Raw genomic sequence first — 15,198 nt, forward strand, 5'->3', positions numbered from 1 at the left:
CGCCAAGGCGGGCGGACGTGTCAGCAGTCGTCCGAACGCCCGGCGGCGTAGCGCAGTCCGCGCCCGAGCTGTGCGAGGACGTTCGGATCCTCGTACACCTTCGCGTCGTGGCCGAGTCCGGTGTACCAGCTGCGGCCACCCTCGAAGGCATGGCACCACGCGATGGGGTGGTCTCCGCCCATCGTGCCGCCCTCGTAGTCGCGCTCGTCCACCGTGGCGATGACCTGCACCTGTCCGCGCGGACTGTCGCGATAGTTGTACAGCTCGTCGGTGATGCGCCAGCGTGGCCCGACAGGCTTCCCGTCGTGCTCGGCCTGCACGTGCGCCGATTGCAGCCCGGGAGGATGGCTCCTGAAGTAGGCGCCGACCAGGCGTCCATACCAGGGCCACGCGTACTCCGTGTCGGCCGCCGCATGCACGCCGACGAACCCGCCGCCCGCGCGCACGAACCCTTCCATCGCCGCCTGCTGCCCGGCATCCAGCACGTCACCGGTGGTGCTGGCGAACACGACCACGCGATAACGCGACAGGTTGCCGGCGGTGAACGCACCTGCGTCCTCGGTGTGGTCGGCCCGCAGCCCCGCTTCAGCCGCCAGCACCTTCAACGTCGCGACGGCCGTGGGGATCGCGTCGTGACGGAATCCCGCGGTCTTGGTGAAGATCAGTACGCGGTCAGGCGGAGCGGCATGTGCGGGCGACAGCAGCGACAGGCTGGCCAGCAGCAAGGGAGCAGCGATGACGCGGGAAAGGTTCATGGCCGGATTCTGCCATGTTGCCCTTCATGCACTGCAGCATGGCGATGGCTCGCGCCCGACCAGTCCTCGCGCCGATAATGACGGCAATCCCTTTATCCGGAACGCCCGCATGTCCGATCCCCGCCACGACCCGTCCCGCGTCATCCGCGCGCCGCGCGGTGCCACGCTCACCTGCAAGTCCTGGCTCAGCGAAGCGCCGTACCGGATGCTGCAGAACAACCTGGACGCGGACGTCGCGGAAGATCCCGCCTCGCTGGTCGTCTACGGCGGCATCGGCCGCGCCGCGCGCGACTGGGCCTGCTACGACGCCATCCTGAAGTCGCTGCGCGAACTCGACGACAACGAGACGCTGCTGGTGCAGTCGGGCAAGCCGGTCGGCATCTTCCCCACGCATCCCGATGCGCCGCGCGTGCTGATCGCCAACTCCAACCTGGTGCCGCACTGGGCCACGTGGGAGCACTTCAACGAACTCGACCGCAAGGGCCTGGCGATGTACGGCCAGATGACCGCCGGCTCGTGGATCTACATCGGCAGCCAGGGGATCGTGCAGGGCACGTACGAAACCTTCGTCGAGATGGGTCGGCAGCACTACGGCGGCGACCTGACCGGCAAGTGGATCCTCACCGCCGGCCTCGGCGGCATGGGGGGCGCGCAGCCGCTGGCCGCGGCGCTGGCGGGCGCGAACTCGCTCAACATCGAATGCCGCCAGTCCAGCATCGACATGCGCCTGCGGACGCGCTACGTGGACGAACAGGCCACCGACCTCGATGACGCCCTCGCGCGCATCGCGAAGTACACCGCGGGCGGCGTGGCAAAGTCCATCGCGCTGCTCGGCAATGCCGCGGAGATCCTGCCGGAGCTGGTGAAGCGCGGCGTGCGTCCTGACGCCGTCACCGATCAGACCAGTGCGCACGACCCCGTGCACGGCTACCTGCCGATCGGCTGGACCGTGGAACAGTGGCTGGCCGAACAGAAGGCCGAACCCGAACGCGTGCGCGATGCCGCCAAGCAGGCCATGCGCGTGCACGTGGAGGCGATGCTCGCGTTCCAGCAGATGGGCGTGCCCACGTTCGACTACGGCAACAACATCCGGCAGATGGCGTTCGACCAGGGGTTGAAGAACGCGTTCGATTTCCCGGGCTTCGTGCCGGCCTACGTGCGCCCGCTGTTCTGCCGCGGCGTGGGCCCGTTCCGCTGGGTCGCGCTCAGCGGCGATCCGGAAGACATCTACAGGACCGACGCCAAGGTGAAGGAGCTGATCCCCGACGATGCGCACCTGCATCGCTGGCTGGACATGGCGCGCGAGCGCATCAGCTTCCAGGGCCTGCCGGCGCGCATCTGCTGGGTCGGCCTGGGCCTGCGCCACAAGCTCGGCCTGGCGTTCAACGAGATGGTGCGCAACGGCGAACTGAAAGCCCCGGTCGTGATCGGTCGCGACCACCTCGACTCCGGCAGCGTGGCCTCGCCGAACCGCGAGACCGAAGCGATGAAGGACGGCAGCGATGCGGTTTCCGATTGGCCGCTGCTCAACGCGATGCTTAACGTCGCCGGTGGCGCCACCTGGGTGTCGCTGCACCATGGTGGCGGCGTGGGCATGGGCTACTCGCAGCACTCGGGCGTGGTCATCGTCTGCGACGGCACGGCGGAGGCCGACAAGCGCATCGCGCGCGTACTGTGGAACGATCCCGGCACCGGCGTGATGCGGCATGCGGATGCCGGTTACGACATCGCCGTGCAGTGCGCGAAGGAGCAGGGGTTGAAGCTGCCGATGGCGTGATCGTGATCAGGGTCGGCCGTACGGGGTCGTTGAGAGCTCCGCATCTTCGGGACGGCGGATAGGGATCGCTCGGGGAGTCCGATGTACTCGAAAGAGGATTTCAAGCGGATGTTCGCTGCGCTGGATGAGAGCGATCTCATCCAGCGAGGCCTCGGCCCGCTGACGCAAGAGGCGCGCGAGGCGCTCACCGAGTTGCTGGCAGAGCGTGGGCTGGCAGGGCATGCGCTCGACCTGAAGGTAGCGGAGGTCAGGCGGTCCCTGTTCGAGCGCAGTGGCGTGACCAACCACTGCGACTACTGCGGGAAGTCCGTCATTCTCCAGCCCGTGAGGCGCGGCGCCCAGAAGTTCTGCAGCCAGCGCTGCAGCGAGGACTCCATGCTGGCCGCGCGGGCGGCGACACTTGCTCCCGACCTCGTCTACCAGCATGCAATCGCCATGAAGTTCGGCGAATGTCCATGCTGCCAGCGTGGCGGCCGGACCATTGAAGTGCGCGACGCTTATCACGTGGTCTCGCTGATATGGATATACAGATACTCTGAAACCGACCAGCTCTGCTGTCGCGAGTGCGGGAGCAAAGCGAACAGATGGGCGGCGGCTGTGTGCGCATTGACGGGCTGGTGGTCGGTGTTCGGCCTGTTCTCTACCCCCTACGTCATCATGAAGAACCTCCTGGCTGTGTACCGGCGGAGAGACGGCATCGAGCCTTCTCCCAAACTCCTCTACCGGGCGCAGCTGGACCTCGCGCGCAAGTTGCCGGCGCTGCCCGACGCCGCCAGCCTCGGCACTTCCGCGCGCTGACCCCAGCGCTCCATCGCTCAACCGGTCCAGCCGCGGGATATCCTTCTTGCCCGGTGCCCAGGCCGGCGCCACGGGCGCCATCCCGAGGCGTCGCCGCGTACGGGCGGCGGCAGCCGGATGTGTCATGCTTGCCGTCGTCTCAACGACTGGAGTACACGTGATGGCCAAAGGCCTGGACAAGAAGAAAGAGACGAAGAAGAAGCCTGCGAAGACCCTGAAGGAAAAGCGGGCGGAGAAAGGCGAGAAGAAGGCGACGCGCGGATTCGCGCCCACCTGATCCGGATATCTGCACTGAGGTTCGATCCCGGGCGAGCATGGCGGACCCGGGAGGTGCGGGGTGGTGTACGCGGCGAGGGGCCGGACACTCCCATTCGCGCATGATCCATCCGTTCGTGCCAAGCGCATCCAGCGCGCGTCAGCGCCGTGCGGGGTGTCCGCATCCGGTCAGGCGACGCGCGCAGCGGCGACGCGCCGCGTAGACCGGCCCTGCATGGGCTCAGGGCGAATCCGCGCTGCCAAGGCGCGCCAGCTGCTCCTCCAGTTCCACCTGCCGCGAGATGTCGGTGAACACGCCGAACCAGCCGCGGCTGCCGTCCTCCATGGTGCGGCGGATCGCACGACTGGACACCCAGCGCCAGCGGTCATCGAACCAGCGCAGGCGGAACCGCGTCTCGAAGGTGTCGCGCGCGTGCACGGCAACCAGCCATTCGGCGCGCACGCGCACGCGGTCTTCGTCTTCCATGCGTGCATACCAGGTCGCCAGTCGCGCTTCCATGGTGCACCCTTCGGGTTCCTGCGGCGCCGGGCTGATGTAGGTCAGCGCGCCATCGCCGTCGCTCACCCACGCCACGTTGGGCCCGAGTTCCACTGCGCCGCGATAGATCGCCTCCCGCGCCCGCATCTCTTCCTCCGCGTGCTTGCGGTCGGTGATGTCGATGGCGACCACCGACACGCCGATGGGCTGCGCCATCTCGTCGGTCACGCGCGTGCCGACCACCAGGAAGGTTTCTTCGCGGTTCGGGAAGCGGAATTCGACGCGGGAGATGTCGCCCCTGTCCAGGATCCGCTGCGATGCCTGCATGATCCATGCCGCGATGTCGGGCGTGTAGACCTGCTGGACATGCGCATCCACGATCTCGCGCAACGGCCTGCCCACCATGTGCGCGAACTGCGTGTTCGCCGCCGCGTAGCGCATGTCCGTGTCGAGGAAGGCCAGCCCGACGGGCGCATTGGTGTAGAGGGAGGACAACTGGTGCTGCCGCAGCCACGGCGACAACGGCCGTGACGCGGGCGACGCGGCGTGCACGGGCGCGTTGGCCAGCAGGTGCGCCACGGCGTTGCCCGGCATCGGCTTGCCCGTCAGCCAGCCTTGTGCGAAATCGCAGCCCAGCTCGCGCAGCACGTCCGCCTGGGCGTCGGTCTCCACGCCTTCTGCGACGATCGGGACGTCCAGGCTGTGTCCCAGCCCGATGATGGCCGAGACCACCTTGCGGCTCTCGCGGTCGGTCGCCAGGCGCCGGATCAGGCTGCCATCGATCTTCAGTTCGTCGAAGCCGAAACGGCTCAAGCGCACCATGCTGGAGAATCCCGTGCCGAAATCGTCCAGCGCCACGCGCACACCATGCGACTTCAGGTAACCGAACGCACGCTCGGTCGCGGGTTCGTCCTCGACCAGTTCGTCCTCGGTCATCTCGATGCAGATGCGATCCAGGGAAAACGACGATTCGGACATCGCTTCCAGCAGCAGGCGCACGGCGGGCGCGTCCTGCAGCAGCGAAGGCGGCACGTTGAATGCCAAGCAGAAGCGGCCAGGCCATGCGCTGGCCTCGCTGCAGGCGCGGCGCGCGAGATTCAGGGTCAGCAGCGGCAGCAGCGATGCCTGCAGCGCGATGGGGATGAAGTCTTTCGGAGGCACGTCGCCGAACGCGGGATCGTGCCATCGTGCCAGTACTTCCAGTCCGTGGATCGCGCCTGTCCGAAGGCAGACGATCGGCTGGTAGGCCGGGAATATCTTCTCGTGGCAGACCGCATCGGCGATCCGCTCACGGAGCATGTTGGCCGTGTGAAACGGTGGCGTCGCCATGCAGCCCCCCTGTGCAGCCTCGCCGGACAGCCCCGTATCGCCGGGGAACCTTCCCCATCGGCCTTGGAAGGCACGACTTGAGCGACACCGACCACCTTAGCGCGCGTCGTCGTGCGACGAAAGCGCGTCCCGGCCCGAGCTCACGTAAGGGCGGTTACATGGCTGTGGTGCTCATTGCGGGACGCGGCGGATCTTCGATACGTCGTAGCCCAGCGCTTCGATCTGCCGGATGCGCGCCTGGTAATCGGTGTCGGGAATCTGCGGCGTGCGCGCCATCAGCCAGACGTAATCGCGCTTGCTGCGGCCGACGATGGTCTGCTGGTAATCGGCATCGACCCAGGCGATGACATATTCGGCCTGGATCGGCCAGACGAACTGCATGTCCCAGACCGCGCCGCCGCCGTCCGGCTTCACCGTGCCGACCGGATGCATGGTTTTCTCCGGACCGTCCAGCGCGCCCTTGCGGAAGCGGAAGGTGGTCTGGATGCGGCCGTCCGGCATGCGGGCGTAGGACTCGACCGCCTTGTAGGCCTCCCGCTCCGGGAAGGAGGGGATGTGGGCGATGACGTACCAGTCGCCCATGAAGCGGTCCACGTCCACCGGTGCGGCGGTCGGGATGGAAGGCTTGACGTTGCCGGAGCGGCATGCGGCGGTCGTCGCGACGACCAGTGCGAGTACGAGAAAGGGCAGGGTACGCATGTCAGTGCCCCCGCGCCGGACGCTGGAACCGGTAATGCGCCACCAGCCACTCCTGGCCGTTGCGGTAGCCGAACAGCTCCGCGCACGCCATCCAGAACATGCGCCAGCGCTGGTTCCACAGCGCGGCGGCATCGCCATACGCCTCGCGCAGCACGCCCATCACCGCTTCGCGGTTGGCGTCGTGCCGGGCCAGCCAGTGGTTGGCGGTGCGCTGGTAATGCGTGCCGTCGAGCAGCCAGCGCTCCTGCAGGTGCAGGTGGTCCTGGAAGAACAGCAGCAGGTCGGCCGACGGCATCATGCCGCCGGTGAAGAAGTGCCGGCCCATCCAGTTGTCCTCGCCCTGCGTCTCGAAAGGATACATCAGGTGGCGGTGGACGAAGATGTGCACGAACAGCGCGCCGCCCGGGCGCAGCGCATCGTGGATGCGGCGCATCAGTGCGGCATGGTTGCTGACGTGCTCGAACATCTCCACCGACACGCAGCGGTCGAACGCCTGCGGTTCCAGTTGCAGCTGGTTCACGTCGCAGGTGATGACGCGCACGTTGCGCAGGCCGCGCTCGGCGCAGCGCGCTTCGATGAACTGGCGCTGCGAGTTCGAATTGGACACGGCGGTGATGCGCGCGTTCGGATAGCGCGCAGCCATCCACAGGGTCAGCGAACCCCAGCCGCAGCCCAGCTCCAGGATGTCCTGCCCGTCGGCCAGCGCGGCGCGCTCGCCGTACAGCGCCAGCATCGCCTCTTCGGCCTGGTCGAGCGTTTCCGCGCCGGTCGGGTAGTAGCAGCTGCTGTACTTCAGCCGTCCGCCGAGGCAGTGACGGAAGAAATCGGCCGGCAGTTCGTAGTGCTGCCGGTTGGCGGCATCGGTATGCACGGCAAGCGCGCCCTGGCGCAAGGCGCGCAGGCGGTGCGCCAGCAACGCGGATTGCGCTTCCTGGCCGCCTTCGCTTTCGTCGCGCAGTCGCTGGGCGCACAGCTGGCGGATGCCGGCGCGGATCGCCGCATCGGGCAGCAGGCCACGTTCGGCCAGGCCCAGCAGGCCCGGGGCAGCCTTGTCGGCAGCCAGTTCTTCCACCATCGCGTTCATCGTGTCGCCTCCTCGGCGGCGGGTTTGGGAAACCAGGGGAACAGCATCGGCGTCGTGCGCTGGTACTCGCGGTAGTCGTCGCCGCGCGTGCGCAACGCCTGCGCTTCCGTATACGGGATGCCGCTGATCCAGCGCAGGAACACGTACATCACCACCGGCCCGCACCACGACAGCCACGCCCACGGCGAACCGACGGCGAGCGCGATGTAGGCGAACCAGTGCAGCCACTCGAAGAAATAGTTCGGATGGCGCGAATACCGCCACAGCCCGTCTCGGCAGGTCTTCCCGCGGTTGCCGGGGTCGGCACGGAAGCGTGCCAGCTGGCGGTCGGCGATGGCCTCGCCGGCCACGCTCGCGATCCAGATCGCCACCGCCAGCACGAGCCATGGCCATGCGCTGTCGACAGGGCTGCGCGCGGCCGCGGCGAAGGGCAGTGCGAACAGCACCACCAGCAGTGCCTGCGCCATGAAGAACAGGAACAGCTTGCCCTGGTGGCCTTGCCAATGCTCGCGGAGGTACCGGTAGCGGCCGTCTTCGGGCTCGCTGCGCACGCGGTGCCAGAGATGCAGCGCAAGGCGCGCACCCCAGGTCCCGCCCAGCACGGCAAGGACCGCGCGGGCCTGCCAGGCGCCGTCGCCGAGGGCGGCCAGCAGCACCGCCGCGCCGCCCACGCAGGCCGACCACAGCACGTCGACGATGCCTGTGTTCTCGTGCCGTCGCTGCCACCGCCAGCCCAGCGTCATCACGACGGCAGCGAGCACCGCGACCAGCACCAGGGCGGAGAGGGAGCTCATGCGGCCTCCGACACGTGGCCGGGGCGCGCCATCAGCACGTGCGACACGCCGATGGAACGCTCGAGGAAGCCGCCCTCGCAGTACGCCAGGTAGAACTCCCACAGGCGGATGAAGCGCTCGTCGAATCCCTGCGTGCGTACCTCGGCCAGGCGGGTCATGAAGCGACGGCGCCATGCGCGCAGCGTGTACGCATACGACAGGCCGAAGTCTTCCTGGTGCACCACCTGCAGGTCGCTGGCCCGTGTCTTCGCGGCATACATCGCACTGAGCGACGGGATGAAACTGCCAGGGAAGACGAAGCGCTTGATGTAGTCCACCGAATCGCGTGCCTGCGCATAGCGGTGGTCTTCGATGGTGATCGCCTGCAGCAGCGCCCGGCCACCGGGGCGCACCAGGCTGCCCAGCTTGCCGAAGAACGTCTCCAGGTACTGCGCGCCGATCGCTTCGATCATTTCGATCGACACCAGCTTGTCGTACTGCCCCTGCAGGTCGCGGTAGTCCTGCAGCAGCAGCGTCACCCGGTCCTGCAGGCCGGCAGCGGCCACGCGGGCGCTGGCCAGCGCGTGCTGTTCGCGCGAGATCGTGGTCGTGGTGACGTGGCACCCGTAGTGCCGTGCCGCGTGCAGGGCGAAACCGCCCCAGCCGGTGCCGATCTCGACCACGCGATCGCCCGGAACCAGCGCCAGCTTCCGGCACACCGCATCGAGCTTGCGGTACGACGCGGTGTCCAGGTCGTCGTCCGGCGAGGCGAACATCGCCGACGAGTACATCAGGTCCGGCGACAGGAACAATGCGAAGAAATCGTTGCCCAGGTCGTAGTGCGCCGCGATGTTTCGACGGCTGCCTTCGCGCGTGTTGCGGCGGAGCGCATGCCAGCTGCGCAACGCCCAGCCACCGAGCCGGGCCAGGCCGCCTTCCATGCCGTCGAGCAGTGCGCGGTTGCGCACCAGCAATCTCACCAGCGCGACCAGGTCGTCGCAACGCCACTGGCCGGCGATGTAGGACTCGCCGGCGCCCACGCTGCCCTGCGCGGCGACCGCGCGATAGAACGCGGCATCGTCGATCCACAGGTGCACCGCGGGCAGCGCGTCGCCACCGGTCCGGCCGAAACGGTGCTCGCCCAGCGCATCGCGTACCACCAGCATGCCGTGGTCCAGCGCGTCCAGGCGCGCCAGCAACTGCGAGCGCAGCAGGCGGTCGAGCGCGCCGTAGGAAGAAACGGCAGTGACGTCGGCGATCTCGTTCATGGGGTCTCGCGGGCAAGGGAAGGGTGGTCGTGGACGGGTGTGCGCTTCAGCCACAGGCGCAGTGCCTGCCAGTGGATGCCGGTCATCACCTGCGCGGTCATCAGGGGGTAGCGCCACAGCACGCGCGCCAGCGAGGCGCCGTCCAGGGGGCGCCTCTGCAGCGTCAGCGTGGCGTCGAAGGCACGCTGGCCTTCGCGATCGACCTGCATGTGCACGCGCAGGCCGTCGTCGGGCGTACTGAAGCGCCAGTGGTAGGCGCACGCCATGGGCAGGAAGGGCGAGACATGGAAGGCCTTGTCGAAGCCCCATTCCCAGCCGTCGCCTTTCGGCACGCCGTCGCGAACGGGCAGCACGTAGCTGTGCCGCTCGCGCCAGGGCGTGTTGGTGATCTCGGCAAGCACGGCGTCCAGGGTGATGCCGTCGGGCTGGAAGCAGTAGTAGAAGCTCACCGGGTTGAACACGTAGCCGCCATAGCGCAGATGGGTCAGCAAGCGGACCGGACCTTGCGGGCGATGGCCGGTTTCGCGCGCGACGCGGTCGCGCACGGCCTCGGCCAGGGGCTGCTCGTGGGGCGACAGGTAGTCGCTGCGACGGAATTCGGCCAGGTTGCGGCGATTCACCGACCACAGCCAGCGTCGGTCGAAGATGCGTTCCACCTCGTCCAGGTCCAGATAGAGCTGCGCCATGCGATAGCGGAAGGCGTGCGGGCGCGGCGCATGCCGCCGATGGCGCACCCATCCTTCGTACACCGCGCTGGCGAGGTCCGCCTTGGCCGGCCCGGCATTCATGCCGGCACCGGTGCGTCTTCGCGGATCACGGGACCTGCCGCGTGCTGGGCCTCGAATGCCTCGACCAGCGCGCGCGCGCTGCGGATGCCATCCTCGTGGAAGCCCCAGCCCCAGTACGCGCCGGCGAACCAGGTACGCCGCACGCCCTGGATCTCGGCCTTGCGCCGCTGCGCCGCCACCATGGCATGGTCGTACACCGGGTGCCGGTAGTGCATGCGTCGCAGGACGCGCGCCGGATCGATGGCCTCGCTGCGATTGAGCGTCACCACGAACGGCTCCGGCGAGTCGATACCCTGCAGCAGGTTCATGCAGTAACTCACCGTGCAGGGCGCGGCGGGATCGGCGGGAAGATGCGCGTTCCACGCGGCCCAGGCCTTGCGATGGCGCGGCAGCAGGCGGGCATCCGTGTGCAGCACGGTGTCGTTGGACTGGTAGCGGATCGCGCCCAGCACGCCGCGCTCGCGCGCGTCGGCATCGTGCAGCAGGCGCAGCGCGTCGTCGCTGTGGCAGGCCATCACCACATGATCGAAACGTTCGGTTCCGGTGGCGGTCATCACGCCCACGTGCTCCTCGCAGCGGAGCACGGAATGCACCGGCGTGGAGACGCGCTCGCGCACCTTCCACCGCCGGCGCAGCGCCTCCACGTAGGTCGCCGAGCCGCCCGTCACCACGCGCCACGGCCGGCGTTCGCCGAGCGTCAGCATGTGGTGGTTGGCCATGAACTGCACCAGGTAACGGGCCGGAAAGGCGAGGATGCCCTGCGGCGGCGACGACCACAGGGCCGAGGCCATGGGCACCAGGTGCTCGTCCCGGAACGCGGCGCCATAGCCGCCCTGACGAAGGTAGTCGCCGAGGGTGGGGCCCGGATCGTCGCCCTCGAGCAGCGCGGGCGCTTCGCGATAGAAGCGGGCGAGGTCGCGCAGCATGCCCCAGAAGCGTGGCGACACCAGGTTGCGGCGCTGGCAGAACAGCGTGTCCAGTGACGTCGCATTGTATTCCAGGCCGCTGCGCGCGCTGTGGACGGAGAAACTCATCGTCGTCGGTTGCGACGCCACGCCGAGTTCGTCGAACAACCCGCACAACAGGGGATAGTGGTCGGGGTTGAACACGATGAAGCCGCTGTCGATGCGGTATTCGCGGCCCGCCTGCACGACGGTATGCGTATGCGTGTGGCCACCGAGGTAGTCGTTGGCCTCGAACAGCGTCACCTCGTGTTGCTGCGACAACCACCAGGCCGAGGCCAGCCCGGCAATGCCCGATCCGATGACCGCTATGCGCATGCTCAGCGCCTCGCCTTGGCCAGTACCCACGCGGGCACCGGCTTGAGATCGCGCACCAGCCCGAACAGCGCCATTGCGCGCAGGCCGTACCAGGTCAGGTCGATTTCCCACCAGCGGAATCCCTGCCGCGCGGTGCCGGGAAAGAAGTGGTGGTTGTTGTGCCAACCCTCGCCGAACGTCAGCAGCGCCAGCCAGAGGTTGTTGCGGCTGTCGTCGCGCGTATCGAAACGGCGGCGGCCGAAGCGGTGCGCCAGCGAATTGATGGTCACTGTGGCGTGGAACAGCACGACCGTCGAGACGAAGAAGCCCCAGACCAGCATCTGCCCGCCGCTGGTGCCGAGGTGCGGTGCCACGCGTTCCAGCAGCGCACCGACACCGTACAGCGCGGCCGCCAGCAGCACCGGCACGACGGTGTCGTAACGATCCAGCCAGCGCAGTTCGGGATAGCGCGCCAGGTCGGGGATGCGCGACCAGTCGGTGCGGAAGCCGCCCCGCGTCAGGAACCAGCCCGCATGGCTCCACCAGAATCCATGCACGGCGGGGGAATGCGGATCGGCCGCGGTGTCGGCATGGCGATGGTGGTTGCGATGGTGCGCCGCCCACCACAACGGACCGCGCTGCACGCTGGACGCGCCGATCAGTGCGAACACGAACTGCAGCACGCGCGACGTGCGGAACGTGCGGTGGGAGAAATAGCGGTGGTAGAAGCCGGTGATGGCGAACATGCGTACCGCGTACAGCACCGCGGCCACGATCACCGCCACCGGGGATACGCCGACCCAGAAAACGGCCAGGCAGGCCAGATGCATGCCGATGAAAGGGGCGGCACGCAGCCAGTCGATCCGGTCGCCACCATCCTCGTGTTCCTGCGCCGCCTGGGTGTCGAACCAGCGTCGCAGCGCCGGCAGCACACGGGGCGCCGGCGGGGGAGTGGGGGAATCGCTGGCCGGCATCAGGAGGTCTCGATCGCTTGAATCCCTAGTACGACCGAACGCGCGCTTTGGATGCGTGAAGACCGCTCACCCGCAGCGGCCGACCAGTGGCGTGGCCAACGCATCGCGCAGTGCACGCGCATCCGCCGCGGCGGGCGGCTGCGGGAACACGATGCGTACGTCCTGGTGCCGGCCCTTGTCGTCGCGGATGGTGGCGATGCCGGCGAATTCCAGCAGGCGCTGGTCCGCATTGGCGTAGGTCAACTGCATCGTCGGGGCGACGAAGCCGTACCAGCGATCCAGCTTCATCGCCATGCGCTGGGCGGGGATGCCGTTCCAGCGTACGACCTCGCCGGGATCCAGCTTCACCGGCATGAAGTCGAACCGGCTGGGCAACAGGAACGGTTGGGTCACGTCGCGTCCCGCGCGCAGGGTGTTCCAGTGCAGCCGCACGCTGGCATCGAATCCGGCATCGATGACCGCCCCGGCAGGCACGGCCAGCGTGCGCTCCTTCGCAGGTGCGCCCGCCTTTTCCCTGACATAGACCACCCGCCCGCGCTCGCTGCTGCGCACCCCCTCCCGGTAGCCGTCGCGCGCATCCTCGAAATCGAAGTCCGGCGCCTGTGCGGTCGCGCGGTCCACCACCGTCTTCCGTGCGAAGGCACGGCCATCGGGGCACCGGTAGAGGACCAGCCGCCGGGCGCTGCCTTCCTGCCGGTAGCGCCAGTGGGACTCGCGGTACAGCACGGTATCGCCCTGGCGGGCGTAGGCGGTCGCCTCCTGCCGCAACACGCCCGTATCGGGGCGCGCGGCCGGGCTGGCCATCATCAGGGCGGCGAAGAGGGGCAGGACGGCCAGGGGACGGGTCATGGGAGCGTGCCGAAGATGAACTGGTTCCTTCTTACGGCACGCACTGCGGGACGGATGCCTGGACAACGTGCGCGCCCCCTGCATCCGAGTGCCGGTCATCTTCGTAGAGAGCGTCATCACGAACCCAGCCGGACCTGGCATACCATGCCCACCGACCTCACAAGGAGACCGTCGCCCCTCCGGGCGGCACGTTCGGTGTCCACCGTTACCCCCGCCACGCGCGATGTCCACGACTGGACCGGCGACATGCTCGCCGTGGCCCGGCAGCGCGACCGCGCCTGTTTCATGCGCTTGTACGATCATTTCATGCCGCGCCTGTGCCTGTACCTGCGCGGCCTGGGCAATACCGAAGCCGTGGCCGAGGAGCTGTCGCAGGAGGCGCTCCTGCGCCTGTGGCAGCGGGCCGCCATGTACGACCCGCAGCAGGGTGCGGTGTCCACCTGGCTGTTCCGCATCGGCCGCAACCTGCATATCGACCGCGTGCGGCGCGAGCCCGGCTGGGTACAGATCATGGAAGACGCCGGCCCGGCCGTCGACGAAGAGCTGGCGCGCCCGTTCAGTTCGGCCGAAGACCACGCCGAACATGCCCATCTGCAGCGCCGCATCGAGGACTTGCCCCCCGTGCAGGCGCGCCTGATGCGCATGTCCTACTTCGAGGCCAAGAGCCACCAGGAGATCGCCGACGAGCTGCAGATGCCGCTCGGCACCGTGAAGTCGCACCTGCGCCGCGCATTCCTGCGGCTGCAGGGCCAAGTACGAGGTCAGTCGTGAACCCGCACCATCATCTCGATCCTTCCACCGTGGTCAGCTACGCCGCCGGCGCACTGGCGGTCGAAGTGGCGATCGTGGCCGCCACCCACCTGGAGACCTGCGCGCATTGCCGCGCGCGCGTGGAAGACGCCGAGCGCATCGGCGGGCACCTGGTCGAGCAGCAGCAGCCCGCCGTCGCTGCCGGCGACCGCCAGGCCGAGCTGCGTGCGTCCATGTGGTCGCGCCTGGACGAGGCGCCCGCGCCGGCAACCGTGCCGCCGCCGCGCGCGCCGTATGAGGACGACGACCGCCTGCCGGCACCGCTGCATCCGTATTTCGGCACCTCGTACCGCGCTTTGAAATGGCGCTGGATGGCGCCCGGCGTGCATTGCATCCGCGCCCCCAACACCAAGACCGGCACCCTACTGATGCTGAAGATCGGCCCGGGCCGCAGCATGCCCGTGCACAGCCATGGCGGCACCGAACTGACCCAGATCCTGCGCGGCGCCTACCACGACGCGCTGGGCCAGTTCGCACCCGGCGACGTGGCCGACCTGGACAGCGATGTCGAACACCAGCCGGTCACCGTGCCCGGCACGGCCTGCATCTGCGTGTCGGCCCTCGACGCCCCGCTGCGCTTCCCCGGCTGGCTGGCGCAGCGCCTGCAGCCGTTGTTCAAGCTGTAGCGCCGGCGTGGCTCAGGACGAGGCGCGTTGCTGCCGCAGCAGCACGGCAATCTCGTCGACGCGTTCGCGGATCGCGTCCAGCGTGTCCTGCGACGAGGACGCCGCAGGCGCGGCCGACGCGTGATGCAGGCGCAGCCGCTCGCGGCGGGCGAGGATCTCGTCGCGCAGCGCATGGGCGTCGACGATGCCGACCAGCTGCATCGCATGCGCCTGCCCCGGGCTCTGGCCGGCGGTTTCAACGCGCAGGATGCTCAGGTGGTACAGGCGCAGGATCGGGCCCTCGATGAACGTCACATCCTGGATGTTCTCCAGCGGGATCGTCTTCTCGACGCGGAAGAGAATGCCCTTGCGGAACTGCAGCGTGCGGTCGTCGACGGTGCATCCGAGCCGCGCGAAGTAATGGCGCGCCCACCATTGGCCGGGCCCCGGCAGCCACAGCAGGATCAGCGGTGCGCCGACCACGCTGATCAGCAGGTACCACGCCACCATCGCGACCAGGTAGGCGCGGATCAACGGATTGAAAGAGGCTTCCAGCGGGGGCGAGGCATGCATGGACGACAGGGTCGGCTCCGGATGACGGCGCGCATTCTGGCACGGCGCGCGCAGGCCGGCATGCGGATGCGGCCGGTCGACCGGCCCCTGATTGCGGACGGCG

At 68.4% G+C, this 15,198-nt stretch carries 15 protein-coding genes; 4 read left to right on the forward strand and 11 right to left on the reverse strand.

Annotation, left to right across the window (positions count from 1 at the left end):
- Positions 1-20: 20 nt before the first annotated feature.
- Entirely contained in the window at positions 21-755 is a 735-nt protein-coding gene (locus CYU89_RS04830; protein WP_296279096.1) for a ThuA domain-containing protein, read from the reverse strand.
- A gap of 109 nt (positions 756-864) precedes the next feature.
- On the opposite strand from CYU89_RS04830, the gene hutU reads away from it, so the two are divergent.
- Together hutU and CYU89_RS04840 are read left to right on the forward strand one after the other, a co-directional pair.
- Positions 865-2,532: a urocanate hydratase gene (gene hutU / locus CYU89_RS04835; protein ID WP_296279097.1), complete on the forward strand. Its 1,668-nt coding sequence runs from the start codon at positions 865-867 to the stop codon at positions 2,530-2,532.
- Positions 2,533-2,613: 81 nt separating this feature from the next.
- On the forward strand, positions 2,614-3,330 hold the full coding sequence (locus tag CYU89_RS04840) for a hypothetical protein (RefSeq protein ID WP_296279098.1): 717 nt from the start codon (positions 2,614-2,616) through the stop codon (positions 3,328-3,330).
- A gap of 496 nt (positions 3,331-3,826) precedes the next feature.
- On the opposite strand, the gene CYU89_RS04845 is transcribed toward CYU89_RS04840, so the two are convergent.
- From CYU89_RS04845 to CYU89_RS04885, 9 genes are all read right to left on the reverse strand, one after another.
- Positions 3,827-5,413: an EAL domain-containing protein gene (locus tag CYU89_RS04845; protein ID WP_296279099.1), complete on the reverse strand. Its 1,587-nt coding sequence runs from the start codon at positions 5,411-5,413 to the stop codon at positions 3,827-3,829.
- A 171-nt stretch (positions 5,414-5,584) separates the two neighbouring features.
- Entirely contained in the window at positions 5,585-6,112 is a 528-nt protein-coding gene (locus tag CYU89_RS04850; RefSeq protein WP_296279100.1) for a lipocalin family protein, read from the reverse strand.
- A 1-nt stretch (position 6,113) separates the two neighbouring features.
- Positions 6,114-7,196, reverse strand: coding sequence for a cyclopropane-fatty-acyl-phospholipid synthase family protein (locus CYU89_RS04855; RefSeq protein ID WP_296279101.1), 1,083 nt, complete (start codon positions 7,194-7,196; stop codon positions 6,114-6,116).
- Positions 7,193-7,990 (reverse strand): DUF1295 domain-containing protein, encoded by a 798-nt coding sequence (locus CYU89_RS04860; RefSeq protein WP_296279102.1) that lies wholly within the window; start codon positions 7,988-7,990, stop codon positions 7,193-7,195. Before CYU89_RS04860 ends, CYU89_RS04855 begins: the two co-directional genes overlap by 4 nt.
- Positions 7,987-9,237: a cyclopropane-fatty-acyl-phospholipid synthase family protein gene (locus CYU89_RS04865; RefSeq protein ID WP_296279103.1), complete on the reverse strand. Its 1,251-nt coding sequence runs from the start codon at positions 9,235-9,237 to the stop codon at positions 7,987-7,989. Before CYU89_RS04865 ends, CYU89_RS04860 begins: the two co-directional genes overlap by 4 nt.
- Positions 9,234-10,025 (reverse strand): DUF1365 domain-containing protein, encoded by a 792-nt coding sequence (locus CYU89_RS04870; protein ID WP_296279104.1) that lies wholly within the window; start codon positions 10,023-10,025, stop codon positions 9,234-9,236. The genes CYU89_RS04865 and CYU89_RS04870 overlap by 4 nt, the downstream gene beginning before the upstream one ends.
- Positions 10,022-11,305, reverse strand: coding sequence for an FAD-dependent oxidoreductase (locus tag CYU89_RS04875; protein ID WP_296279105.1), 1,284 nt, complete (start codon positions 11,303-11,305; stop codon positions 10,022-10,024). Before CYU89_RS04875 ends, CYU89_RS04870 begins: the two co-directional genes overlap by 4 nt.
- A 2-nt stretch (positions 11,306-11,307) precedes the next feature.
- A complete protein-coding gene (locus CYU89_RS04880; RefSeq protein ID WP_296279106.1) occupies positions 11,308-12,258 on the reverse strand; it encodes an acyl-CoA desaturase in 951 nt (316 codons plus the stop codon).
- A gap of 66 nt (positions 12,259-12,324) precedes the next feature.
- A complete protein-coding gene (locus CYU89_RS04885) occupies positions 12,325-13,107 on the reverse strand; it encodes a hypothetical protein (RefSeq protein ID WP_296279107.1) in 783 nt (260 codons plus the stop codon).
- A gap of 246 nt (positions 13,108-13,353) precedes the next feature.
- Between CYU89_RS04885 and CYU89_RS04890 the strand changes: the two genes are divergently transcribed.
- Both CYU89_RS04890 and CYU89_RS04895 read left to right on the forward strand, forming a co-directional pair.
- Positions 13,354-13,878, forward strand: coding sequence for a sigma-70 family RNA polymerase sigma factor (locus CYU89_RS04890; protein WP_296279141.1), 525 nt, complete (start codon positions 13,354-13,356; stop codon positions 13,876-13,878).
- Positions 13,875-14,543, forward strand: coding sequence for a ChrR family anti-sigma-E factor (locus CYU89_RS04895; RefSeq protein ID WP_296279108.1), 669 nt, complete (start codon positions 13,875-13,877; stop codon positions 14,541-14,543). The genes CYU89_RS04890 and CYU89_RS04895 overlap by 4 nt, the downstream gene beginning before the upstream one ends.
- Positions 14,544-14,555: 12 nt before the next feature.
- Here CYU89_RS04895 and CYU89_RS04900 read toward each other — a convergent pair whose 3' ends face one another.
- Positions 14,556-15,095: a PH domain-containing protein gene (locus CYU89_RS04900; RefSeq protein ID WP_296279109.1), complete on the reverse strand. Its 540-nt coding sequence runs from the start codon at positions 15,093-15,095 to the stop codon at positions 14,556-14,558.
- Positions 15,096-15,198: the final 103 nt, after the last annotated feature.

Source organism: Pseudoxanthomonas sp. (assembly GCF_002863005.1).
GTDB lineage: Bacteria > Pseudomonadota > Gammaproteobacteria > Xanthomonadales > Xanthomonadaceae > Pseudoxanthomonas_A.